This is a genomic window from Flavisolibacter ginsengiterrae DSM 18136, assembly GCF_059568575.1.
On sequence record NZ_JCANTR010000001.1, the window covers coordinates 152,972 to 178,767 of the forward strand.

Below are 25,796 nucleotides of genomic sequence, written 5' to 3' on the forward strand. Positions count from 1 at the left end.
TTGTTAAACTGCTTTAATGGTTTTAAAATAGCCTGACAGAATAGTTATTTTGTTATGCGAAGGCACACAATTTGAAACATTAGATTAATAAATTCAAACTGAATAACCATGAAATTTAAACAGCTTCTTTTAATTGTTGCTATCAGCGCAGGTTCTGCAGTGGGCAGTGTTGCGTTGTATAATAAATACCTTAATTCTGATAATATAACTGTGGGTTCGGCTGAAAAAGGATTACCTGCCAACTATGCAGGTTTTTTTGATGGTAAGCCTGGCGCCCCTGCCGAAGGTCTTGATTTTGTAAAAGCTGCGAATTCCGCAGTGCCGGCTGTGGTTCACATTAAAACCAAGATCCCTGCAAAAAAGGTTTCCAACAACCTTCCCCGCAACAGGAGCTTTGATGATTTTTTCGACCAGTTCTTTGGAGAAGGATTTGGACCTAATATCATTCCTGAACAAAGAGCTTCAGGTAGTGGTGTGATCATTAGCGAAGATGGATACATTGTTACCAACAACCACGTAATTTCCGACCAGGGAGGTGGAGTTGCAGCTGAGATCAATGTAACACTCTCCAATCGTAAGACCTATAAAGCCCGGGTTATCGGCCGTGACCCAAGCAGTGATCTTGCTGTGCTCAAGATCGATGCAAGCAAGCTACCTTTTATGGTATATGGCAACTCAGATAATATCCAGTTGGGCCAGTGGGTATTAGCCATCGGTTATCCTCTTACATTGGATGCTACAGTAACAGCAGGTATCGTTTCTGCTACAGGCCGTAGCATCGGCATCAATAGCCGTCAGACACAAAAGGGTGACACACCAGTAGAATCCTTTATTCAAACAGATGCTGCTGTAAACCAGGGTAATAGTGGTGGGGCATTGATCAATACAAATGGTGAGCTTATAGGCGTTAACTCTGCAATACTGGCCCCTTCAGGCACATATGCGGGTTATTCCTTTGCCATACCTGTCAATATTATCAAAAAGATCGTTAACGACATCATCCAGTATGGCGATGTTCAAAGAGGTTACCTGGGTGTAAGCTATTATCCTACCGATGATGTCTCAGATGAACAATTGAAATCTTTAGGCATACCCACCAATGTGGAAGGTGTATATGTATCATCAGTAAGTACAGATGGTGGTGCTTCAGCTGCCGGCATTCGCAAGGGTGATGTCATTACCAAGGTCAATAACAACCGGGTTGTTTCCGGCTTACAAATGAGTGCTCAGATTGCAGGTTTTCATCCTGGCGATAAGGTACCAGTTACCTACATACGTGCGGGTAAGGAATATACTGTAACCGTTGCCTTAAAGAAAAAAACAGATGTGATCAGCGCCAATATTTCCACCAGGTTAAAAGCCGACCTGTCAACCCTAAGCAGTGATAAAGCTGCCAAATACGGGATTGATGGAGGAGTGGTAATTAATAAGATTTACGAAGACAGTCCTTTTGGACGTGCCAGGATCCAACCAGGCTTCATTATCACCGGTGTGGCTGGCCAGCAGGTTACCAGCGTTGAAGACCTTACAGAATTGTTATCCAACATAGCAGGCACTGTGAAGGTGGAAGGTGTTTACCCGGGTAACGATATGCCTTATTCTTACCCCGTTAATCTTGACCAGTAATTCATCAATGTAAATAATATCAGAAGCCTTCTCTAATCGGAAGGCTTCTTTTTTTATATCACCTATACTTTATAAACTCCTTTCCCTCAACTCCCGGGTCCGTACATACGATTCAGTTGCCGGACCTAATTCTTCTTGCAACTGTCTTAAACTGAATACTTATATTTATTCCAAAAAATTACATGCGCATTTTTTTTCTTAGTGTAGCTATGGTATCACTGGCCACAGGTTGTAATAATAACAGCAGGGACAGTGAAGCATCTTTGAACGCAGATTCTGTGAAAAATAAACCTGACGTTCTAAGGGTGGACATGGACACTTCTGTAAATCCATCCAATGATTTCTTCATGTATGCGAACGGTGGCTGGATCAAATCAAATCCAATTCCAGCAGACCAGGGAAGCTGGAGTATCGGAAACCTGGTTATAGAAGAAAACCTGAAGCGATTGAGGTCAATCAGTGAAAAAGCCGCTGCTACAAAAGCTGCCCATGGATCTGCTGAACAAAAGATCGGTGACTACTGGTCAACAGCCATGGATAGTGCAAGGATCGAATCACAGGGATTACAACCATTGAAGCCTTACCTTGATATGATCAATGCCATTACTGATACCAAATCACTGGTGGCAACTGTGGCTGAATTAAAAAAAATCGGGTCCTCTACCCTCTTCAGCGATTATGTTGCACAGGATGACAAGAACAGTGATGTTATGAGTTATAAACTGGTACAGGGAGGCATAGGATTACCGGAAAGAGAATACTATTTTAAAACAGATTCTGCTACTTCTGATATACGGGCAAAATATGTGAATTATATCACAAGGACGCTTATCATGTCGGGAGAAGACAGCACTAAAGCTATAGCAGATGCAAAAAATATTCTTTCCCTTGAAACCAAACTGGCCAGGGCATCAAGAAAGATCGAAGACCTAAGAGACCCTTATGCCAATTACAATAAAATGGCCTTGACTGATCTTCCTAAAATGTCTCCCAACATTGACTGGAGCGTGTTTTTAAACAACACAGGCGTTAAAAGCCTTGACTCTGTAATAGTAGGACAACCGGAGTTTTTTAAGGCCTTGAATCTCATCCTGAAGACAACACCAATGGATGTCTGGAAAAGCGATCTGAAATTCAACCTCATCTCAGATTTCTCAGGAGCATTGCCTGATCAATATGGTTTGGAGTCATTCAACTTCACCAAATTATTTACAGGAGCCAAAGAAAGAAGACCCAGGTGGAAAAGGGTTATTCAGAGTGAAGAATCTTCCATGGGTGAAATGTTGGGTCAGCTATATGTAAAGGAATTTTTTAGCGAAACAGCTAAAAAGCGTTATTCAGATATGGTGGAAGCCATTCGGGAAGCACTAAAGGACCGTATAGGAAAACTTACCTGGATGACAGACAGTACCAAACAAAAAGCCTATGTAAAACTGTCCGCCATGAAGAAAAAAGTAGGTTATCCGGATAAATGGAAAGATTTTTCTTCCATGGATATAGGTAAAGAAAGTTATGTGCAAAACCTGGTAAACGCACGTACCTGGTGGCATAACTATAACATGAACAAATTGGGCAAACCTGTAGATCGTGATGAGTGGGACATGACACCCCAAACCTATAATGCCTATTACAATCCATCCAATAATGAGATCGTGTTGCCAGCCGGTATATTTACTGTTCCGGGTTATAGAGATGAACAACTGGATGACGCAACCGTGTATGGTTATGCAGGTGCCAGTACCATTGGCCATGAGATTACCCATGGATTTGATGATGAAGGACGCCAATTTGATGAAAAAGGAAACCTTAAAAGCTGGTGGACAAAAAAAGATGAGGAAGAATTTAAAAAGCGGGCAGAAGTGATGGTGAAGCAGTTCAATGAATACGAGCCTGTGAAAGGTTATCACATCAATGGAAAAGCCACGCTTGGAGAGAACATCGCGGATCTTGGTGGTATTTTGCTGGGTATTGAAGCCTTTAAAAAGACGGAACAATTCAAAAAAGGCGAAAAGATCCAGGGATTGAACCCCATGCAACGCTATTTCCTGGGATATGCCCTGGGATGGCTTGGACAGATCAGGGATGAACAACTACGCAATCGCTTGCTCACTGATGTTCACTCCCCTGCAAAATACCGTGTCAATGGCCCGTTTGTAGATGTGGATGAATTTTATACAACTTTTCCCATAACACCTAATACTGCTATGTTCAGACCCGACAGCCTTAGAGTACGGATATGGTAAGATATCAAACACTGTAAACAGAAAAGCATCCTGAGACAGGATGCTTTTCTGTTTTTATAAAGCGTCAAAAAATGGTCGCATTGATCTTATCCGAGGCAAACACATGACCTTTATAATTTATTCCAAGGCCTGGCAGATTAGAAGTTTGTATTTCCCCATTAGTATCATAATTAAGACCCGTTGCAAGGTCTTCTTCTAATAACAGTGGACCATCCGCGTCAATATAATCAGCTTGTGGCATCAGGTGCGCGATAGCAGCAGAACCAACAGAGGATTCATTCATACTTCCGATCATTACCTTCATATATAGTTCACGGGCTCTTTTTATCATGCGAAGCGCGGGAGTGATCCCGCTACACTTTGTAAGTTTAATGTTAATACCATGAAAATGACCGTGGCATTTTTCGACATCTCCCTCAGCCACACAACTTTCATCAGCAATTAATGGCAAGGGTGATTGGTCAAAAAGGTATTTCATTCCTTCCCAATCATCTTTAGCTAGTGGTTGTTCAATAAATTCCACTCCCAGGTCTTTAAATGCTTTTATTTTTTCCAGTGCCTCTCCCGCTTTCCAGGCTGCATTGGCATCTATACGAAATATGGAGTCGGTATGTTTCCGTAATTGTTCCAATATCTCAATATCCCTTTCTGTACCTAATTTGATCTTATAGATTGGCCATGGTTTTTCCTTTAGTTTTTCCACCATTTTATCAATGGTATCAATTCCAATGGTGTAATCTGTCCTGGGGTGAAGTACAGTTTCTACCGGCCAGAGATCTTTTAAAGGCTTACCTTTTATTTTACCATAGAGATCCCAACCTGCAATATCGAGTGCACAAACAAGGAATGAATTTGCAGGAAACAAATGATGCAGGTAATGCCAATAGCGCTCTGGTTCAGTAAAGGCAAACTTCTCCGTAAATATTTTTTTCCGTTCCAGGTCTTCGATCATTTTTTCCACGGGAATGTGGTAATAACTGATGGCAGGCGCCTCGCCAAATCCTGTATGTCCTAAATGCTGCAACTCAACTACCAGTGTGGGCTGATGCGTTTTGGTGCCTCTTGAAATTCCAAAAGGATATTTGAACTTAAGATTGTAAGATTGGTAAGATACTTTCATAGTATTAGATCTATTGATTTTACGAAGCTTCCACTCAATTTGTTGAACAGGAAACTGTTGCCAACCTAATAAAATTGACTGTTTTCCTATCTCCCGCTGTTACTGATATAGTCCTTCAACTCCTTATTAAAATCTTTTTCTTTAATTAATTGTTCCAGCGGAATATGCATCCTGTAATTCCAGTAGTGGTTAGGATTTGCCGGGTTGTTGATCCTTTCTTCACTGGGATCTTCCCTGCGTAGTTTTTCATTCATCCCCAATATGTCCTGCAACTGGAATACAGCCCACATGGCAGGTGAATACAAATGCTGCAGGATGATGGCCCTGTTGACCCATGGTTCGCAGAAATAAGGAGCAGTGCCATGTTCCCCAAGTATCATATTATAAAAGCGCTGGGTCTTTTCCCTGTTTTCTTCCCACCAGCCCCTGATGGTGCTCATATCGTGGGAAGAAGGTGTGATCACGGAGAGAAAGGGAGCATCTTTTGGATGGAAAAATTCTGTCTGTGGATTCTTTGGCATCCGCTGAATTTCCAGGCTTAAAATGCCCAGTTGCTGCATCACTTCAGGAACGGAATGAGGAACCATACCCAGGTCCTCACCACATATAAGCATATTGGTGGCATCCTTAAGTGCAGGAAGTTTTTTTAATGCTTCCTTTTTCCAGAACTCATCCTGCCTGCGATAAAAATAATCGACATAGAGTTCCTTCAATTTATGCCGGTCAGTTTCATTGAGGTGCTGGAATGAATAGGTGGAATCAACAAGTATGCGGAAATGAAAACGCTGCTGGCTGCTACCCGGCTCTTCGAAAAGAATCACATTGGTGATCAGGTCAAACAAACCCTGCCTGAGAAAGGCATTGGATTCAGAGGCTTCTTCAAGGGCGAAATACTCTTCCACTTTTTGCTGGGTGGCAAAATCCTCTTTCAGATCATACCCGTTTCTATTATTGGCAATTAAAAAATGATCTTTTACAAAAGGTGCATGTTCGAAAAATACCGACTGCAGAACAGTATCAGTTATGTAGGGTTTACAAAAGCGGTCAAAATCAAACCAGATACCCCTTTCACCAAATTCATGAACATGTACCGGCAAAGCAGGAATAAATCTTCCCAGTATGCCTTCTACTGAATGAACAGGGATGCTCCATATCCTGAAAAATCCAAGTATATGATCGATACGGAATGCATCAAAATAGTTGCTCATCTGGTGAAAGCGCTGGCGCCACCACTCAAACTGGTCTTCCTCCATTTTTTTCCAGTTATAAGTTGGAAACCCCCAATTCTGACCCTTAATAGTAAAGTCGTCCGGCGGTGCTCCTGCCTGCATATCCATATTATACAATTCAGGCGCCGTCCATGCATCACAACCATACCGGTAAATACCTATTGGAATATCACCTTTTACAGCTATGCCTTTTTTATGTGCATAATCAGTAGCTTCTTTTAACTGCAGGTGAAGGTGGTACTGAACAAAATAATAAAAAGCTATAGAGCGGAATTGCTTGGATTTTGTAGCTGTAAGCCTTTCTATTTCTTCTTTATTATAGACGGAATATGTTTTCCATTTGGAAAAGTCAGAGGTGCTGTATTTATCCCTGAGAAAACAAAATGCCGCATAGGGAATGAGCCATGATTTGTTATCCCCGTAGAACGATTCATATTCTTTATCCTTAATAAAGGACATGCCATCCATTTCGAATAATTCCCTGAGCACATTGATCTTAAACTGGATCACCTGTTCGTAATCGATCTCTGTCAATGCATTTAATTGCTTTTGTTTCTTAGCCAAAGACTTTATGATCTGGCTATGCTTTTTACCCGCAACTTTCTGCAGGTTGATATAAATGGGATGTAAAGCGAAAGCCGAGATGGCGGCATATGGGTAAGAATCTTTCCAGCTGTAAGTGGCAGAAGTATCATTAACCGGCAAGATCTGAACCATCTTCAAACCGGTCTCCCTTGCCCAATCTACGAGCAGTTTCATGTCTGCAAACTCTCCTACACCAAAGCTGTTATTGCTGCGCAGGCTAAAAACAGGAATAGCTATACCTGAGCCTTTCCATGTATTATTAGGCACCCTCAAAAATCCATCATGCACCAATATTCTTTTGTCAGCAGGAATATCATAGTGCAATACCCGGTTGTCACCTTCTTCAAATCGCACAAAGGTTTCTTTTTTCACATCATATATACCATACTTATATGCCACCGGGAAGATGGTTCCTGAAAGGTCTGCTTCAAATACCCACCAGTTCCCTTTCTTCTGCAATAACAATGGTTTTTCAATATCCCAGTTATTGAAAGCAGCTGAGTTTCCAGTAATAAAAACAGCTTCATGGTCACCCAATAGTGGTGCCTTTATTTTAATAGTATGGGTTGCAGCATCTGCCTTCTTTTGCCTGCTTTTAGCCCCGGAAGATGCTAAGAAGACATCGGTGAACGGAGCTGTAAAAAAAGCATTTTCATAAAAACTTTCATCATTCCATGTATCAAAAGCTACAAGGTCTTTGTGGTTTTTTTTAAGCTCAATGACCCTTTCTTTTTCAGCTTCCTTTTTTCTTTCACCCAGTTCATTCGTAAATACATACCTGTAGTGCAGGGAATGATAATCCGAAGGGTCTATTTCTATAGATGTGTGCCAGAACTCCTCGTTAAAAAAGGTAAGAGGCAGGGCCTTATTCGCATCATTTAAGCCTAACGAAGGAATATTTCCAACAAGCGAAATCGTTTGACCGAATTGCGTATGAAAACGCAAATAAAAATCTATTCTCATCAATAATATTTAGCAGATGTTAACGGTCGTGTGTAAAATACACATTACGGCGAAAATAATAAACCTTTACAAGATTAGTAAAACCTTCCTGTGTTTTAAATGCGATTATTTGATTCTGTGCCCTATTTTTGCGCAAAATTTTTATCATGGAAGTGAAAAGAAGTTCAAAAGGATTATACTGGATCTTATTCTTTATTTCAGTTATTGCTCTTGTTGTTGCCATTGCCACTCATTGGCCTTGGTTAACCCTTATCCTTCCATTTGTAACTACTTTCTTTGTATTGGCCATGGATATCATTTGATAATTCTTTTACCTTTTTATCTATAATGCCGGCTAAAAACCGGCAATTTTATTATTTGCCATTCATGATCCCGTACAGGTATGACCTGCTTGTTTTCTGGATCAGGCGCAGGGAATCCCTCCCCATTGACTTCATGCCTGGTAAATACTGTCCATATTGATACGAAGCGCTATCCATCTTTTGAAGGGCAGCAAGATCATTTACATATTTCCTGTGGTTGTCCAAAAGCCTGCCATTTTGGTCGTACACTTTTGCTGCCCCGGCAAAATTGTCTTTATCCACTTCAGTCATCACAGCCTCCAAATTCTCTCCCATTGCATAAACCAGCACTTTGCCGATAACCTCCCTGTTATAAAAGGCCAGGTACTGATTATATGGTGCAGGTTCAAGCTTATTATGGTTTTCCAGCAGCTTTTTTTGGCCTGTCCTGACCTCGGTATAAGAAAGAACTGACCTGAATGCCAGTGGAGACCTTGTACTATCAGCAATTTTCAAATTCAATAAAACTGGTTTCACTTCGCCATCTTTCAGGTTTCTGAATTTGATAATTATTTCCTTACCATTTACAAATGATGTGTATGGATATAATTTTTCAACTTTTACCCCTTCAGGCAATTGCAGGGTAAGTACAGCTTCGCGAATTGTAATATGCATCAAGCTATTGAGTTCCGTTTGAAGCATACCTGTTATTTTTCCCGGTTCATCAATAAAGTAATAATTACCGGATCCTGCCTCCGCCATGTCATTCAGTAATACTTCATTGAAATCCAGGCCAACTCCAAAGCCGGATAGGGTGATCCCCTCATCGTCCTTAAATCGTTGTACATTGGCTTTGATGCCTTTAGCACTGGTTAATCCTACATTTGCCAATCCATCAGTTATCAGGAATACGTGGTTGATATACCCCGGCTTACTATTTTTGAGCACCTGGTAATAACCGGTTTCGCATCCGCCCCAGAGGTTAGTTCCTCCCCGGGGCATTATAAGGTTGATCTTCTCTTTGATTCTTTCCTTCTCTTTGTCTGCAGCTGCAATGGCGGGTTGAACAATATCCACCTCATCTCCATAAGCAATGATGCTGACTATATCAGTTTCTCCTAATTGATCAACTATATTTTTGGCAGCTTCTATGGCACGATCCATTTTTTCTCCCTTCATAGAACCACTGCGGTCGATCACGATGGACAGGTTCAGGGGCAGTCTTTTTACACTGTCGACCTTATTTGTTTTAATTGCCGTTTCCAGGTAAAAGTAGCAATGCCTTGAGGTTTTATCCCTGGGGTACAAATCATTGTCTGTGCCGGATGAAAACAGGGTTATCCCGTTGGTTGAAATAATGGTCTTTCCCCTGTAATCCAGTGCATTTATAAAAGAAGGAAAACTGGTATCTGCACGCCCTAATATGCTGTGTGGAACTCGTCCAGGTAAATAAGAAAATGAAGCAAGGAATACGGATAATCCAACAATAGCAAGTAAGTGTAAAAACTTCATTCTCATTAATACAGTTGGTAACAGTTAGCGGCTTAAAAAAAGAAAGATAAGAAATCAACATTAAGAAAATGCAGCAAAAGAAATATACAGCATTTCTTTCAATAAACGCCTGTTTTACGACTGTACTTTATCTGGAATTAATAAGTAACTTAGGGAAAGCCTATTTTTATGAATCCAGAATTAAAACAGAAATTACACCTTTTGGTGGACAACTGTACTGACGAATTTTTGCTAGAAGAAGCCAAGGCCGTTTTGGAATCAGATCAATCAGGAAAAGAATTTTGGGATGAACTCGACGAAGAGGACAAGGAATCATTTCTTGGTGGTGAAGAGGAACATGAGCAGGGCCATTCCATTACCCACAACAGGTTGATGCATCAGTTTGGTGAATGGAAAAAGAAGTAAGCCACATGGCTTAATGAATAGTGCAACCGGCACAACAACCGGCTTAATGCACTATTTTGCTAAGAAGATAACAAATTATAAATAAAAAGATCCCACAGATAGCTGCGGGATCTTTTATTTTATTAAGGCCTGTTCTTCCAGGCATTATTATTTATTTCACTTCTTCGTATTCTGCATCTGTAACATTCTCGCCCTGTCCGCCCTGGTTGTGCTGTTCGCCACCAGCAGCGCTGGCTCCATCTCCTGCACCAGGTTGTCCAGCCCCTTGGGTAGCCTTGTACATTTCTTCACTGGCTGCTGTCCATGCATTGTTCAATTCAGTTACAGCAGGATCTATTTGAGCAATATCCTGTGATTTATGCGCCTCTTTCAATTTAGTAAGCGCGCCTTCGATAACAGATTTCTTATCCCCAGGTATCTTGTCACCATATTCTTTCAACTGTTTTTCAGTTTGGAAGATAAGGCTGTCAGCCTGGTTTAATTTTTCAACCTTTTCACGTTCTGCTTTATCTGTAGCTTCATTGGCCTTTGCCTCTGCCTTCATTTTTTCCACTTCCTCTTTGCTCAATCCACTTCCTGCTTCAATACGAATCTTTTGTTCTTTTCCAGTGCCTTTGTCCTTTGCCGTTACATGCAGGATACCATTGGCATCTATATCAAATATCACTTCTATTTGTGGAACACCTCTTGGAGCAGGAGGGATACCATCAAGATTGAAGATACCAAGGCTCTTGTTTTGGTTAGACATAGGGCGTTCACCCTGCAAAACATGTATCTGCACACCTGGCTGGTTGTCAGATGCCGTTGAAAATGTCTCGGATTTTTTAGTTGGGATCGTAGTATTAGATGGGATCATCGCAGTCATAACACCACCATAGGTTTCTATACCAAGGGTCAGTGGCGTTACGTCAAGCAGCAATACATCCTTTACTTCTCCTGTTAAAACTGCACCCTGGATGGCGGCTCCCACAGCCACTACTTCATCAGGATTTACACCTTTATTAGGCTTTTTACCAAAGAATTTTTCCACGATCTCCTGCACCTTTGGAATACGGGTAGAACCACCCACCAGGATCACTTCATCTATTTGCGAAGTGCTCAATCCGGCATCTTTCAGTGCTTGTGTGCAAGGCTTCAGGCAACGCTCAAATAAGCTATCTGCCAGTTGCTCAAATTTGGCGCGGCTTAATTTCTTGACCAGGTGTTTGGGCACACCGTCGATAGCAGTAATATAGGGTAAATTAATTTCTGTCTCAGAAGAAGAAGATAATTCCACCTTAGCTTTTTCAGAAGCTTCTTTCAGGCGCTGAAGTGCCATTGGGTCCTTTCGCAGGTCAACATTCTCTTCTTTTTTGAATTCCTCTGCCAGCCAATCCATGATCACTTTATCAAAATCATCACCACCCAGGTGCGTATCTCCGTTGGTAGATTTTACTTCAAATACACCATCACCTAATTCCAGCACAGAGATATCAAAAGTACCACCACCAAGGTCAAATACAGCAATATGATGATCCTTGCCACCTTTATCCAGCCCATAGGCCAGGGCGGCAGCTGTAGGTTCATTCACTATGCGTCGAACATTCAATCCGGCGATCTCACCAGCTTCTTTGGTAGCCTGGCGCTGCGCATCATTAAAATAGGCCGGAACAGTGATCACTGCATCGGTAACTTCCTGCCCCAGGTAATCTTCTGCAGTTTTCTTCATTTTCTGCAATATCATGGCTGAAATCTCCTGTGGAGTATATAATCTGCCATCTATATCTATACGAACGGTATTATTGTCACCTTTTGCCACTTTATAGCTCCAATGGCTGATCTCTTCAGTAACCTCGTCATAGCGGCGGCCCATAAAACGCTTCACACTCATGATGGTGTTTTGCGGATTGGTTATGGCCTGGCGTTTAGCAGGATCTCCCACCTTGCGCTCACCATTTTTCAAAAAAGCCACTACCGAAGGTGTTGTGCGCCTGCCTTCATCATTGGCTATCACCACGGGCTCATTTCCTTCCATTACAGCCACGCAACTATTAGTTGTACCTAAGTCAATACCAATTATTTTTCCCATTTGATTAATGAATTTAATAGTTCACTATTGTTTATCAATGATTATGCCGTGGGATAAATGAATGCAATTTTGGCAGTAAGGCCCCAGCTTATGCCATTTAAAATACCTTCTCCTATTTAATAAGGTTTATCTGCCAGGCCATTATGCATATTTACCTTTTCCGGGATATGGATAACTATTTTACAATGATTATAGGTTGAAAATTTCTATTTAATGGAAATCAGTGGATTTATGTATGGTTTGGTATCCTATTTTAGATGAAAGATTCTTTATGGCTGGCACATCCACAGCACAAAAAATGCGCATAAAAGAAGGTTATACCCTCTTGCCTATCCATGCACCCTCCACTTTTCAAAAAGAAATGGAACCCCTCCCTGCTGGTGTAACAATAAATGACAGGGCAAAAAAATATAACCAGGTGCACTGGTTTGTAAAGGATAAGGCTCAACTGGATGAAGAAATGGATGCTGTGATCCGCATGGTAAAAGATGATGTAGTTTGTTGGATCTATTACCCCAAAGGAAGCTCAGGAATACAAACAGATCTCACCCGGGATAAAGGATGGGAAGCATTGTTGAACCGCAAGGAAATGCAGTGGATCAGCCTGATATCATTCAATGATACCTGGTCTTCCTTTGGCATGCGTTTGAAAACCGACAAAGACAGGAAAAAAGAAGGAACTCCAAAAGAAAGAGAGATCTTTAAATACATCGACCCGGTTAAGAAATTAACTTTTCTGCCAGATGACTTTTCCAATGCACTTAAAAGGGTCCCTAAGGAAGAAGCATTCTTTTATTCCCTATCTTTTACCAATCGTAAAGAATACCTGGAGTGGATAGTCACGGCAAAAAGAGAAGACACCCGGGCTACCAGGATCAGAGAATCTATTGACAGGTTGTCAAAAGGGTGGAAAAACCCCGCCAACAGGTAATAAAAAATAATTTTTGAAACTTTTCCAGATAACTTTAATCAACCATTACATCAAAATGAAGACTGCTTTACACATTGAGGATGATAACCTGAAAAAAGCCGCCTTAAGACTCAGGGCTATTAACAACAAACTAAGGGTCATAATTCTCCAGTTGATCCATAAAAAAGGCTCTTTAATAGTCCAGGATATTTATCGAAAGCTCAAAATTGAACAATCCGTTGCTTCCCAACACCTGGCTATTTTAAGAAATGCAAATCTGGTAATTACAAAAAGAGAAGGAAAATGTATCTACTATTCTGTAAACTATCAACAATTGGATTTTTTGCATAAAACAGCTCAAAAGTTTTTAGAAATACGAAATACCAGCCCTGAAAAACTGGAGAAAAACTAAATGCAGATCATCACAAAGTCCGATAAAAAGAATTGAAATTCCTGTAGATCAAGTGGTAGTTGATCGTTTCTTTTAAACAAATTCCTAAATAGTTGTACCTGATAAGTAAATGTTGTCAGGAGATCTTGTGCAGTTTAAAATAATTCCTATTCGTACTGGCACGAAAATTTAATCTTTATCAGTATGAGATACAGGAATAAAATACCATAATACTGTAAATCAAATCCATAATCTTGTAACCCTGGATTAATGAGGCCTGATATCTTTGTAAAATAAATTATGTCGACACAACAAAAAAATAGTATTAAGGCGCTTTTCCTTCTGGTGGTATTCTCCATGAATACCCTGGCAGGGTTCGCTTGTTCTATTGGCGTTGACATGGGTTATAATAACCATCACCATGATCAGGAACATTCGCATAAGCATAAACATGAAGTAGCACATCATAATCATACGCACCCACATGTTCATCTGTCACCAGCTTCTTCGTTTAAAGACATAGACAAAGATGATTGTTGCTCTAATGCCGTCACAAAATTGAATCTTTCAGATAAATTAATTGTACATAACATTCAATTACAAGCCTCATTATTCGCAATTACCTATTTACCAGCTTTTACAGTTATTATTGAAAATCCAGTAGGTATCAATGTAAACTCCCTGTTTCAGTTTGTCCGACGAAGTTGTTCCCTCGACGATACCGATATTCGAATTGCTATTCAGTCCTTCCAGATCTGATTTAATGTAATGCTATGCTATGGTTACGCATGGAATACCATGCACGTATATATTCAATTACATAAATCAGGATAAAATGAAAAAAATACTTTTATTAGCAGTCCTTATAATAGGAGCATTTGTACACAACAGCTATTCACAGGATTCTACATCCCAACAACAACTCTCCCTATTACTAACAAACTATTATTCCATAAAAGATGCCCTGGTGGCCGGAAATTCAGGTACCGTTGCAATAAAGGCCGAAGAGTTTTTAAAAACTGCCAATAGCATTGATTATAAGATCATTTCAGAAGGAAATATCAATGCCCTCGTAAAAGATGCCACAGTCATCTCAGGATTAAAAGATATCAATAAGCAGCGGGCACGTTTTGCTAACCTTTCTGACAACATGTCTTCTTTGGCCAAACTGGTAAAACTTTCTTCAGAGCCTATCTACCAGGTTTACTGCCCGATGAAGAAAGCAAATTGGCTGAGCAGCGAAAAGGATATTAAAAATCCTTACTATGGTAGCGCTATGCTCACCTGCGGCAAGGTTGTAGACACCATACAATAAATTATCTTAACCATCATATTATAGGGAGTACTCGCTTTATCCCTTTTATCAATAACACATAAAACAAACTAATATGAAAACAATCCTATTCACAGGCTTCCTGGCAATAACAATGCTCTTTAGTGCCTGTGCTGATAATAGCGGTAAAACAAATGAATCGGCAGCTAATAATAAAGATTCTCTCACTCCTTCTGTTTCAGTCAATAAAGGATCCACAAGTTCATTAACAACCAAGGAAATAGTCTCTGCCTATTTAAATCTGAAGAATGCATTAACAAATGACAATGGAAAAGAAGCGGCTGATGCAGCTAATGGTATTAAGGCATCTTTGGAAAAAATGAATACAGGTTCTTTTACAACGGATCAAAAGAAAACTTATGAAGATGTAAAGGACGATCTGAAAGAACATGCCGAACATATCGCATCCAATAGTACCAATATTTCACACCAGCGGGAGCATTTCGATATGATGAGCCAGGACATGATCGACCTGGTAAAATCCACCGGATCAACTCAAACCCTTTTTAAAGACTTTTGCCCGATGTATAATAATAACAAAGGTGCATCCTGGCTAAGCGAAACGAAGGAGATTAAAAATCCATACCTCGGCAAAAAAATGCCGACTTGCGGCGAAATAAAAGAGGAGATCAAAGCAAAAGAATGAAATGGAGTAAAAAAATAGCCATTGTAATTATAGTTGGATTATTGATTATACAATTTTTTCGACCTGCCCGCAATAGGAGTAATAAAATATTAGAAACAGATATTTCTAAGACGTATGTTATTCCTGCGACTGTGGAACAGGTTTTAAAGACCTCCTGCTATGATTGTCACAGTAACAATACAAACTATCCCTGGTATGCTAATATTCAGCCGTTTGGTTGGTTATTAGCCAATCATATCAGGGAAGGTAAAGCAGAACTCAATTTCAGTGAATTCGGGTCGTACACGTCAAGAAGGAAAAAAAGCAAATTGAAAGGCATAGAAAATAGCATTAAGGATGGTTCCATGCCTCTGGAGTCATATACACTGATGCACAGGGAAGCTTTGCTCTCTAATAAGGAAAAAAAATTACTGATAGACTGGTCGGTTAAACTAAAGGACAGTTTATCCTTTAATGATCAAAGAAGATAAAATGATAAAGATTTTAGTAATAATGGTATTACTGTTTGCATGGTCATATGCCGGAGCACAAACCAAGGTCATTTATACCTGTCCAATGCATTCGCAAATAAAAATGGAGAAACCCGGAAATTGCCCTATCTGCGGAATGACCCTGGTAAAAAAAACCATTAAGGCTGCTCCACCAAAAGCTGTTCCCAAAAAACAAGTAGCTTCTAAAGAAGTTCAGCAGCCTGTTAAAAGAGACATGGAAGCAAAGAATATGGACATGGGAAAGGACACCGTAAAAAAAATGGATCTATCACAGCATGACCACCTTATGGAAATGGATACAGCTGAAACAGATTTGGCAAACCAGATCCAATCTAAAGTAAACCTACTACCAGGAAAAACGGTACGCTACGATCTATATGTAACGGATACCCTTGTAAACTTTACAGGTAAGCAAAAACATGCTTATGCAATCAATGGATCTATCCCCGCCCTTGTTCTGGAATTTACAGAAGGAGATACAGCAGAAATTTACCTGCACAATAAGCTGAAAAATGAAGAAACATCATTACACTGGCACGGGGTTATCCTGCCCAATCGGTTTGATGGCGTTCCCTATCTTACCAGTGCCCGCATTGGACCGGGAGAGACCCATTTATATAAATTCAAGGTAGTACAGTATGGAACCTATTGGTACCACTCCCATTCCAAATTGCAGGAGCAGGCAGGAATCTATGGCGCATTGGTATTCAAAAAAAGAGATGAAGCACCATTAGTCGCCAAAGAATTTCATGGAGGAATGCCTGGTGTCAATAAAATACTATCGGAATATACGCTGGTGCTAAGCGAATGGACAGATGAAAAGCCTGGACAGGTACAAAGAAGACTGCGTTCCGCCAATGACTGGTACGCCATTAAAAAAGGTAGTGTGCAGAGCTATTCTGAAGCCATCAGGGAAGGACATTTCGCAACAAAGCTAACTAATGAATGGAAGCGGATGAAAGCAATGGATGTAAGTGATGTGTATTATGATCGTTTCCTTTCCAACGGGAAACCCGAAAACACAATCCCACAATACAAAGCAGGTGACAAAATAAAAATACGGGTAGTCAATGGTGGAGCATCCAGTTATTTCTGGTTGCAATACGCTGGTGGTAAAATGACCGTAGTAGCCAATGATGGCAATGATGTTGAACCTGTTAAAGTCGACCGCCTGATCATAGGTGTTTCCGAAACCTATGATGTAGTGGTAACAATTCCGGAAAATATGAGCTATGAATTCCGGTCAACCCCGGAAGACCGCACAAAGGCAACTTCGCTCTGGCTCGGCTCAGGTATGAAAATGAAAGCACCGGTTTTGCCCCGATTGAAATACTTTGAAGGCATGAAGATGATGAATGATATGATGAAGATGAATGGAGACATGAAAGAAATGGGTATGAAGATGAGCCTTCAAAAAATGGACATGAATTCAGTAATGTATCCGGAACTAATGGATGCAGACGACAGCCAGGACACTATGCAAATGGATCATTCACAACATATGAAAATGGATGACCAAAAAAAGGATACAATGCCTTCAGACCATGACAATATGAAGGAAATGGATATGAACAGTAGCAGTTCAGGTATAGTAACCCTCAATTATGATATGCTTCGGGCTCCGGTTAAAACCACCCTGGCTGATGTGCCCTTTAAGGAACTACATTTTACGCTTACAGGCAATATGAACCGATATGTCTGGTCTATCAATAACAAAACAGTCAGTGAGTGGGACAAGATCATGATTGAAAAAGGAAAAAATGTGCGTATCATTCTTTTCAATAATTCCATGATGCGTCATCCCATGCATCTTCATGGCCATGACTTCAGGCTTGTCAATGGCCAGGGTGAATACGCTCCTCTTAAAAATGTAGTGGATATAATGCCTATGGAAACAGACACCCTGGAATTTGCGGCTAATCAAAGTGGCAATTGGTTTTTCCATTGCCACATCCTTTATCACATGATGGCGGGCATGGGAAACGTATTTTCTTATATCAACTCACCTGTTAACCCTGAATTACCGGATAGTAATAAAGCTTACAGGAATTTTTTGAAAGACAATCGCATGTTACATTTTATGGGCAGGGCTGGCATTGAAAGTAATGGCAGTGATGGTGAAATTATGCTGAATGGCAACAGGTATGCCTTACAGGGCCTATGGCACTTAGGCTATCATCCCGAACATGGTTATGAAGCCGAATTGAACTTCGGAAGATACCTGGGCAAAATGCAATGGTTGTTCCCCTATATAGGGCTTGACTATCATTACAAGAAGGTTGATGGCATTAAATCAGGTCAACCTGGCTACAAAAACATGTTTGGTCAGGTAAGTAACAAAAATGACCGGAAAACATTTGTTGCAGGTTTGCAATACACATTGCCTCTTTTATTGGTAGCAGATGCCCGTATTGACGGTGATGGAAAATTCAGGTTCCAGGTAAGCCGGGAAGATATACCTGTTACTCCGAGGTTAAGATTTAGTTTAATGGGCAATTCCGATAAAGAATATATGGCTGGTTTCAGGTATATAATTTCTAAATGGTTTGCACTTTCCACTCACTACGATAGTGATATGGGTTGGGGTGCTGGGATAACACTAACTTATTAATAAAATCACAAAACAAAAGCTTTGCAAAAAAGTGAACGTAAGATTACGCAAACCAACTGGTACGTCATTACCGGTGGCCCCGGCTCAGGTAAAACCACAACTGTAAACCTGCTGAAAGGCATGGGTTATACAACAACCATTGAACATGCCAGGCATTACATTGACACCATGCGTGTGAGAGGGAAAACTGTGGAAGAGATCAGGAAGAATCAAATTGAATTTCAATTAAAAATCCTGGACATGCAGATCGAAGAAGAACGATCACATGCTCCGGAAGAAATCATATTTTTAGACAGGGCAATTCCGGACGCCCGTGCGTATTACCGGTTCCTGAACATTCCTGAAGATCCAAAACTTGCCGATGTTCTGGAAAATGTCTGTTATAAAAAGATTTTTATACTGGATCCATTACCCCTGGTAAATGATTATGCGCGAACCGAAAATGCCACAGCGCAGAAACAAATTCACTTTTTCATTACAGAGGTGTATGAATCGCTTGGCTTCCCGGTAATTCATGTTCCGAAACTTCCCCCTGAAGCCCGCGTCCAATATATTTTGAATAAAATGTAACTAATAGCTATTCATTTAGACCTGGAATAATCATAACAGTTATGGAACACAACCATTCACAACATCAGCAGTATACCTGTCCCATGCATCCCGAAGTAATAAAACCATTGCCAGGAAACTGTCCGAAATGCGGAATGGATTTGGTTCCTGTTCAACAATCAGGAAATATAAAGCCACATGATCAATCGCTCCATCATGGTCATTCTAATGATGAACACACAGGTCATGATAAACATGCTGGTCACCATACGGAAGATTTTTTAAAACGCTTCTGGGTTTGCCTGGTATTGACAGTGCCCGTACTACTTCTCTCCCAAATGATCCAGCATTGGTTGGGATTTCATATTAGTTTTCCAGGTGATCAATATGTGCTGTTACTACTGGGAACTATCATTTATGTCTATGGTGGAAAGCCTTTTTTAAAGGGTATGGTCGGTGAGATCAGGGATAAGGCCATCGGTATGATGACGCTGGTAGCCTTAGCCATCAGTGTAGCTTTTCTATACAGTGTGGCGGTAATATTTGGATTAAAAGGCATGGACTTTTTCTGGGAACTGGCCACACTTATAGATATAATGCTCTTAGGCCACTGGCTGGAAATGCGTTCCACTATGGCAGCCTCTAAAGCTTTGGAATCGCTGGTAGCATTACTTCCTTCTACAGTCCATGTTGAAAAAGAAGGAGATGTGGTAGATATTCCATTGCAGGATTTAAAAAACGGGGATACAGCACTCATTAAACCGGGTGAGAAAATACCTGCAGATGGAATGGTGATCGATGGCAGTTCCTATGTAAATGAAAGTATGCTCACCGGGGAGAGCGTGCCGGTAAGAAAAGGGAAGGATGAGAAAGTGATCGCAGGTGCAATAAATGGTGATGGTGCACTTAGGATAAAAACCACGGGTGCAGGAAAAGATAGTTATTTGAATAAGGTCATAACAATGGTTCAGGCAGCCCAAAATGCCAAATCAAAAACCCAGAACCTGGCAGATAAGGTTGCTAAATGGCTGACCATTGTTTCTATAACCGTTGGAGTAGTCACTTTCATCTATTGGTTTAGTGTTCAGAAAGACATAGCCTTTGCCCTGGAAAGAATGGTTACAGTAATGGTTACTTCCTGCCCTCATGCCTTAGGTGTAGCCATACCGTTGGTAATTGCCATATCAACCACCTTATCAGCTACCCATGGTTTATTGATCAGGAACAGGACAGCTTTTGAAAGTGCGCGAAAACTTACCACGATCATTTTTGATAAAACCGGCACTTTGACAAAAGGATCTCATGAAGTTCAGAACATCATTTCAATCAATAATGAATACAGTCAAAAAGAAATTTTGCAATGGGCAGCCGCCGTACAGCAAAACTCTGAACACCATATTGCACATGGCATAGTGAATAAACTTAAAGATCAATCCCTGCAATTGTGGCCCGTAAATGATTTTATTTACACCCAGGGAATTGGCGTACAAGGTAAAGTGAATGGCAAGCAGGTTATATCAGCAGGTCCCAACTATTTTACTCAAAACAATATTATCCCCCCGGCCATACCCGAGACAATTGATCAAAATATCGAGACCATTAGCTTTCTTATAATTGACAATGAACCTGCAGGGATTATAACATTGGCTGATTCAATAAGAGAAACATCTAACGAAGCCATTCAGCAATTAAAAGAGATGAACATAAAATCATTCCTGCTCACCGGTGACAATGAAAAGATTGCCAGAGCTGTTTCCAGCAAATTAGGAATGGATGGCTATTTGGCTAATGTCCTTCCCCATGATAAACAAAATAAAGTAAAGGATTTCCAGGCTAAAGGTGAGATTGTAGCGATGACGGGTGATGGCGTAAACGATGCACCTGCATTGGCCCAGGCAGATGTCGGTATCGCTGTAGGTTCTGGTACAGATGTAGCAGCTGAAACAGCTGATATAATTTTAGTAAACAGCGATCCTAAAGATGTGGTTCAAATGATTTCCTTTGGAAAAGCCACTTACCGCAAAATGATTCAAAACCTCGCCTGGGCCGTTGGATACAATATCATTGCTATTCCATTGGCTGCAGGTGTTCTCTATCCTTATTTTACTTTAAGTCCTGCAATGGGCGCAGTGCTGATGAGTTTAAGTACCATTATAGTGGCTTTAAATGCACAGTTATTAAAAAACCAATTTAAATCGTAATGGTTAAATATCCTTTCATAGGCAAATTGGTAAATTTGATCAACCTCTAATTCTTATGTTATGAACAGAAGAACTGTTTACTTCATATGCTTTATTTTCTTTTTTCCCATAGTTATAATTACTGCGGCAGCTGCACAGCAAAAAGTAAAGGAAGAAAAAATGAACATGGAGGGGAATTCTGCTCCACTGGATACGGTAGCTATTGAAAAAATAATGGGCTTGAAAGGAAAGTTCAATAATGGAGAATATAAGATAACCGTTCCTCAAAATGACCTGAATATTGAAGTAGATGGTTTTAAGATTATCCCTGCCATGGGATTAGGCACCTGGATTGATTTTGCTCCTTCATCTGATGGGGCCATGATTATGGGCGACATTGTTGTTACCGAATCAGATCTAAAGCCTGTCCAACAGGAGATCATTCACCAGGGATTAACCATAAGCGCCATACACAATCATTTTGTCCGAAATCATCCCAATATTCTGTTCATGCACCTGGGTGGTTCAGGTCCCCTGGAACAACTGGCTCAAAAGGCAAAAGCGGTTTTGGATAAAATAAAAGAATTAAGAGCTGGCGATCCGTCAAAGGGTTTGGCTTCCAACGGAACAGTTGCAAATAGCCTTGATACAAAAAAACTGGATGAAATGATCGGCTTCAAGGGTGAAATGAGCAAGGGCGTTTATAAATATACCATTGGCCGGCCGGATGTACACCTCAAAGAGCATGGCATTACCATAACTACATTTATGGGCTTTAATACCTGGGCCGCTTTCCAGGGCACACCCGAAAAAGCTGCAGTGGCAGGAGATTTTACAATGTTGGAAAATGAAGTTGCGCCTGTTATCAAATCGCTGGTTGAAAATGGAATTGAAGTTGTGGCAGTACACAACCACATGGTACGCGAGCAGCCCCGGATTTTCTTTTTGCATTATTGGGGAATAGGCAATGCTGAAAGCCTGGCAAAGGGTTTAAAAGCAGCATTGGATCAAACAGGGAAATTGAGATCACCCATGAAGGCAATGAATAAGCATAACCAGGGCTAAAAAAATGTAAATGAGTTTATAAATGATTTAAAAACCCTTTCTAAGCATTTCGGCATATGCATCCGGCAACGGGCTATCCTCTACAGCTTTTGCAGCTTTTTCCACATCATATTCGAAACGAATAAATTCTACCTGAACTGAATCTTTTTTTATGATCGAACTTTCTGCATCTATGGTTAACATTACATAACAACCTTTCGGTGTACCATCCTTGGGTTTTCCTACCGAACCAATATTTATGGCATGGCGGTAATGAGTATTTTCAACCGGTTCCGTTGGCAATATCCTGTGATAAGGTTTGTGAGTATGTCCAAAACACATAATATCAGCATCCGCCTGCTCCATGATCCTTAACAAGCTCTTTTCTTCCCTGTCTTCAAATAAATATTCATTGATCTTCCTGGGACTGCCGTGTACTAAAAGCAGATTCAGCTTATCATTATTTAATTGAAACTCCACTTTTATATGAGCTGGCAAGGTCCTCAGATAATTTCTTTCTTCTGGCTTTACAATGGAGTTTGTATATGAAATGGATATTTTTCCCATATCCTTCTCAGTATCTGTTTTATAAGCACAACCACATTCATCACTCATCAGGCCAATCCCCTGGTCATAGTTGCCTGCAATAGTGGGAATGCCACGTTTCCTGATCTCATTGATCACTTCATTGGGCCAGATATTATAACCCACCAGGTCACCAAGACAGTAAACAGCATAAGGCTTCTGCTCTTCCATGCTTTTTAAACAAGCCTCTAAAGCCGGGAGGTTGGCATGAATATCACTGAATAATGCGATCCGCATAATGTAAACTTTAAGCGTTTTGTATTTGTTGCTTTGTATAGTATTTACGTCTTAACCAGAATGCTACATTCACCAGGGCTATCAGAGCCGGCACTTCTACCAGCGGACCAATCACCCCGGCAAAAGCTTGCCCGCTGTTGATGCCAAATACACCAATGGCTACAGCAATGGCTAATTCAAAATTGTTTCCAGCAGCGGTAAAGGCGATGGATGCATTGGTGGAATAATCCGCACCCATTTTCTTACCAATAAAGAAACTGACCATAAACATGATAGCAAAATAGATCACCAATGGAATGGCTATTCGTATTACATCAAAGGGTATCTGAACAATCAGCTCCCCTTTAAGACTGAACATGATAATAATGGTAAATAGCAAAGCCACCAATGTAATGGGTGAAATAATAGGAATGAATTTGTTTTGATACCAGTCCTCTCCCATTGACCTTCTTAATAACAGCCTGGTAAGTACGCCGGCAGCAAAAGGTATTCCCAGGTAAATAACAACGCTTTTAGCTATTTGCCCCATGGTAATATTAACTACTGAACCGGAAATGCCAAATAGAGGTGGCAGTACTGTTATGAACACATAAGCGTACACACTGTACAGCAACACCTGGAAAATGCTGTTCAACGCTACCAACCCAGCCGCATATTCCCGGCTGCCTTCTGCCAGTTCATTCCATACTATGACCATGGCAATACACCTGGCAAGACCAATAAGAATCAAACCAATCATATATTCTGGATAGCCGTGAAGAAAAATAATTGCCAGCATGAACATTAATATTGGTCCGATCACCCAGTTCAGCAGCAGGGACATGCCCAGCACTTTAGTATGGGTAAATACTTCCCTTAGCTTTTCATACCGAACCTTGGCAAAAGGGGGATACATCATAAGGATTAATCCCACAGCTAAAGGAATATTGGTGGTACCAGAGGAGAACGAGTTGATAAATACAGAGGAATTGGGAAAAAAGTAACCAATACCTACACCAATACCCATGGCCAAAAAGATCCACAATGTTAAATACCTGTCTAAAAAACTTAGTTGCTTTAGTTCATTTGCCGGCGCACAATTGCTTGTTGACATTGTATTGCTATAATTTTTTATTCTTTCAATCTTTAATAATTGCAATATTGCGATGAATCTAATTAAAAAAAATCAACAACAACCGTTCTTAACCTCGTAAGCGACAAAGAATTGCTGCATTTGCTGTTGATACTTTTTCCAAACCTTTTCGTCTATACAGTAGCATACACTAGCTCCTTCAATCGTTCCCTTAATAATCCCCGCAGTTTTCAATTCTTTTAAATGTTGCGAAATGGTTGCCTGGGCTAGTCCCAATTCTTCCACCAGGTCGCCACAAATACAGGATTTGGATTTGATCAGGTATTCAATAATGGCAATGCGTGCCGGGTGGGCCAAAGCTTTGAGCATAGTGGCCATCCTGTTCTGCTTTTCTGTAAATATTTCTGATTTGGTGGTACCCATCCATTGCAATATTACGATAAGCAATTTAAACCCATTATTTTTGACAATTAAATTATTTACCCGCGTGAATTGTAATGTACCTGAGTTATGGATCGAGCATAAAGATGCCTTGAGAGCATTTATTCTCAAACGTGTTCAAAATAAGGACGATACAGAGGATATATTACAGGATGTGCTATTAAAGGTCTATAACTTTTGCATGGCTAAGTCCGGGGTTGGCAATGTCCGAAGCTGGCTATTTCAAATAGCTCATAATACCATTGTGGATAGAACAAGGAAAAAAACGTTTGTAACGGCATCAGAAGAATTGCCAGAGATTTCTGATGATATTCATAATGATGCTTATAAGGAGGCTGTTGAATATATCCTGCCCATGATTGGCCTTCTTCCAAAAGAGTATGCTATCCCTTTGCGACTATCTGATATTGAAGGACTGAAACAATCTGAAATTGCTGAACAATTGAATGTAGGCCTCTCTGCAACCAAATCAAGGATCCAGAGAGCCAGGCAAATGCTCAAAGAAATATTCGTTGAATGTTGTGTCATGGAAACTACTGCGGATGGGAAATTAGTTTCATTTGATATTAAGACCGGGTGTAAGCCCTTACAGGCTCATAAAAGAAATTTGAAAAAACTTTAAAAAATCTGCGTCTTTTGAAACCTCCCTACGTCTTGGTGTTGTAAATAAAAATTTAAACATTAAAAAGATCAAAAATGAAAAGGTTTCATGTTCATGTAAGGGTAAAAGACCTAACAGATAGCATCAATTTTTACAATGCGTTATTTAATACAAAGCCTGCAGTTAAAAAAGAAGATTATGCAAAATGGATGCTGGAAGACCCCCGCGTAAATTTTGCCATTTCGACTGGCCATGCAGAAACTGGCATTGAGCATTTGGGGTTGCAGGTTGACAGCACCAATGAACTGAACCAGGTATATAGCAATATGCAAAATGCAAAAGGGACCATCAGGGAAGAAGGTGAATGTACCTGTTGTTATTCAAAATCGCAAAAAAGCTGGATCACAGATCCCCAGGGTGTTGACTGGGAAGCATTCTTTACGCATGGCACAGCTACTGTTTATGGTGAAGGTATCAATGCAAGACCAGCGCCTGAAGTAATGGAAAAATGGATAGGCAATGATGGTAAGGATGCATCATTAAATGCTGAGACTGTTGAAGAAAATAATTCCGAGGCAATTTGTAAGGTTTGTTCAAATTAACACAGGTTACTACCAAAGAAAGTATAAGAATTGGTATTGCACTGCCAATGCCAGTTCTTATGTAAATAATG

The 25,796-nt window shown here is 40.4% G+C and carries 23 protein-coding genes; 16 read left to right on the top strand and 7 right to left on the bottom strand.

Features of this window, described 5'->3' with window-relative positions; translation table 11 throughout:
• The first annotated feature begins 108 nt into the window (after positions 1 to 108).
• The gene (locus tag BP74_RS00685) at positions 109 to 1,626 is read left to right on the top strand and encodes a trypsin-like peptidase domain-containing protein (protein ID WP_496370024.1); all 1,518 of its coding nucleotides are present in this window, start codon (positions 109 to 111) and stop codon (positions 1,624 to 1,626) included.
• A 182-nt stretch (positions 1,627 to 1,808) separates the two neighbouring features.
• On the top strand, positions 1,809 to 3,869 hold the full coding sequence (locus BP74_RS00690; protein ID WP_496370026.1) for a M13 family metallopeptidase: 2,061 nt from the start codon (positions 1,809 to 1,811) through the stop codon (positions 3,867 to 3,869).
• A gap of 64 nt (positions 3,870 to 3,933) precedes the next feature.
• Here the strand turns inward: BP74_RS00690 and BP74_RS00695 are convergent, their stop codons facing one another.
• Both BP74_RS00695 and BP74_RS00700 read right to left on the bottom strand, forming a co-directional pair.
• Positions 3,934 to 4,989, bottom strand: a complete 1,056-nt coding sequence (locus BP74_RS00695) for a dipeptide epimerase (RefSeq protein WP_496370028.1) — start codon at positions 4,987 to 4,989, stop codon at positions 3,934 to 3,936.
• Positions 4,990 to 5,075: 86 nt separating this feature from the next.
• Positions 5,076 to 7,766: a 4-alpha-glucanotransferase gene (locus tag BP74_RS00700; protein WP_496370030.1), complete on the bottom strand. Its 2,691-nt coding sequence runs from the start codon at positions 7,764 to 7,766 to the stop codon at positions 5,076 to 5,078.
• Between the two features lie 146 nt (positions 7,767 to 7,912).
• On the opposite strand from BP74_RS00700, the gene BP74_RS00705 reads away from it, so the two are divergent.
• Positions 7,913 to 8,068 (top strand): hypothetical protein, encoded by a 156-nt coding sequence (locus tag BP74_RS00705; RefSeq protein WP_496370032.1) that lies wholly within the window; start codon positions 7,913 to 7,915, stop codon positions 8,066 to 8,068.
• Positions 8,069 to 8,119: 51 nt separating this feature from the next.
• On the opposite strand, the gene BP74_RS00710 is transcribed toward BP74_RS00705, so the two are convergent.
• Positions 8,120 to 9,559 carry a vWA domain-containing protein gene (locus tag BP74_RS00710; protein ID WP_496370034.1) on the bottom strand — a complete coding sequence of 480 codons (1,440 nt, stop codon included), beginning with the start codon at positions 9,557 to 9,559 and terminating at the stop codon, positions 8,120 to 8,122.
• A gap of 168 nt (positions 9,560 to 9,727) precedes the next feature.
• Here BP74_RS00710 and BP74_RS00715 point away from each other — a divergent pair, with 168 nt between their 5' ends.
• Positions 9,728 to 9,964, top strand: a complete 237-nt coding sequence (locus BP74_RS00715; RefSeq protein ID WP_072834546.1) for a hypothetical protein — start codon at positions 9,728 to 9,730, stop codon at positions 9,962 to 9,964.
• A 151-nt stretch (positions 9,965 to 10,115) separates the two neighbouring features.
• Here BP74_RS00715 and dnaK read toward each other — a convergent pair whose 3' ends face one another.
• Complete coding sequence (gene dnaK / locus BP74_RS00720) at positions 10,116 to 12,032, bottom strand: molecular chaperone DnaK (protein WP_496370037.1); 1,917 nt, start codon at positions 12,030 to 12,032, stop codon at positions 10,116 to 10,118.
• 271 nt (positions 12,033 to 12,303) lie between these two features.
• Here dnaK and BP74_RS00725 point away from each other — a divergent pair, with 271 nt between their 5' ends.
• From BP74_RS00725 to BP74_RS00770, 10 genes are all read left to right on the top strand, one after another.
• On the top strand, positions 12,304 to 12,963 hold the full coding sequence (locus BP74_RS00725) for a YdeI/OmpD-associated family protein (RefSeq protein ID WP_496370039.1): 660 nt from the start codon (positions 12,304 to 12,306) through the stop codon (positions 12,961 to 12,963).
• A 55-nt stretch (positions 12,964 to 13,018) separates the two neighbouring features.
• Positions 13,019 to 13,354 carry an ArsR/SmtB family transcription factor gene (locus tag BP74_RS00730; protein WP_496370041.1) on the top strand — a complete coding sequence of 112 codons (336 nt, stop codon included), beginning with the start codon at positions 13,019 to 13,021 and terminating at the stop codon, positions 13,352 to 13,354.
• A gap of 279 nt (positions 13,355 to 13,633) precedes the next feature.
• Complete coding sequence (locus BP74_RS00735; protein WP_496370043.1) at positions 13,634 to 14,092, top strand: hypothetical protein; 459 nt, start codon at positions 13,634 to 13,636, stop codon at positions 14,090 to 14,092.
• Positions 14,093 to 14,168: 76 nt separating this feature from the next.
• The gene (locus BP74_RS00740; protein WP_496370045.1) at positions 14,169 to 14,648 is read left to right on the top strand and encodes a DUF3347 domain-containing protein; all 480 of its coding nucleotides are present in this window, start codon (positions 14,169 to 14,171) and stop codon (positions 14,646 to 14,648) included.
• Between the two features lie 73 nt (positions 14,649 to 14,721).
• Entirely contained in the window at positions 14,722 to 15,312 is a 591-nt protein-coding gene (locus BP74_RS00745; protein ID WP_496370047.1) for a DUF3347 domain-containing protein, read from the top strand.
• Complete coding sequence (locus tag BP74_RS00750; RefSeq protein WP_496370049.1) at positions 15,309 to 15,782, top strand: heme-binding domain-containing protein; 474 nt, start codon at positions 15,309 to 15,311, stop codon at positions 15,780 to 15,782. Before BP74_RS00745 ends, BP74_RS00750 begins: the two co-directional genes overlap by 4 nt.
• A 1-nt stretch (position 15,783) precedes the next feature.
• A complete protein-coding gene (locus tag BP74_RS00755) occupies positions 15,784 to 18,414 on the top strand; it encodes a multicopper oxidase domain-containing protein (RefSeq protein ID WP_496370051.1) in 2,631 nt (876 codons plus the stop codon).
• A gap of 21 nt (positions 18,415 to 18,435) precedes the next feature.
• Positions 18,436 to 18,984: an AAA family ATPase gene (locus BP74_RS00760; protein WP_496370053.1), complete on the top strand. Its 549-nt coding sequence runs from the start codon at positions 18,436 to 18,438 to the stop codon at positions 18,982 to 18,984.
• A 41-nt stretch (positions 18,985 to 19,025) separates the two neighbouring features.
• Positions 19,026 to 21,164 (top strand): copper-translocating P-type ATPase, encoded by a 2,139-nt coding sequence (locus BP74_RS00765; RefSeq protein WP_496370055.1) that lies wholly within the window; start codon positions 19,026 to 19,028, stop codon positions 21,162 to 21,164.
• A 60-nt stretch (positions 21,165 to 21,224) separates the two neighbouring features.
• The gene (locus BP74_RS00770) at positions 21,225 to 22,208 is read left to right on the top strand and encodes a DUF1259 domain-containing protein (RefSeq protein ID WP_496370057.1); all 984 of its coding nucleotides are present in this window, start codon (positions 21,225 to 21,227) and stop codon (positions 22,206 to 22,208) included.
• A gap of 27 nt (positions 22,209 to 22,235) precedes the next feature.
• Here the strand turns inward: BP74_RS00770 and BP74_RS00775 are convergent, their stop codons facing one another.
• The 3 genes from BP74_RS00775 to BP74_RS00785 all read right to left on the bottom strand — a co-directional run bounded on the left by BP74_RS00775 (position 22,236) and on the right by BP74_RS00785 (position 24,528).
• The gene (locus BP74_RS00775; RefSeq protein ID WP_496370059.1) at positions 22,236 to 23,009 is read right to left on the bottom strand and encodes a metallophosphoesterase family protein; all 774 of its coding nucleotides are present in this window, start codon (positions 23,007 to 23,009) and stop codon (positions 22,236 to 22,238) included.
• Between the two features lie 10 nt (positions 23,010 to 23,019).
• Positions 23,020 to 24,102 carry an ACR3 family arsenite efflux transporter gene (arsB, locus tag BP74_RS00780; protein WP_496370061.1) on the bottom strand — a complete coding sequence of 361 codons (1,083 nt, stop codon included), beginning with the start codon at positions 24,100 to 24,102 and terminating at the stop codon, positions 23,020 to 23,022.
• 72 nt (positions 24,103 to 24,174) lie between these two features.
• Complete coding sequence (locus tag BP74_RS00785; RefSeq protein WP_496370063.1) at positions 24,175 to 24,528, bottom strand: ArsR/SmtB family transcription factor; 354 nt, start codon at positions 24,526 to 24,528, stop codon at positions 24,175 to 24,177.
• Positions 24,529 to 24,544: 16 nt separating this feature from the next.
• On the opposite strand from BP74_RS00785, the gene BP74_RS00790 reads away from it, so the two are divergent.
• Complete coding sequence (locus BP74_RS00790) at positions 24,545 to 25,144, top strand: sigma-70 family RNA polymerase sigma factor (protein ID WP_496370065.1); 600 nt, start codon at positions 24,545 to 24,547, stop codon at positions 25,142 to 25,144.
• 74 nt (positions 25,145 to 25,218) lie between these two features.
• Positions 25,219 to 25,725 carry an ArsI/CadI family heavy metal resistance metalloenzyme gene (locus BP74_RS00795; protein WP_496370067.1) on the top strand — a complete coding sequence of 169 codons (507 nt, stop codon included), beginning with the start codon at positions 25,219 to 25,221 and terminating at the stop codon, positions 25,723 to 25,725.
• Positions 25,726 to 25,796 lie beyond the last annotated feature (71 nt).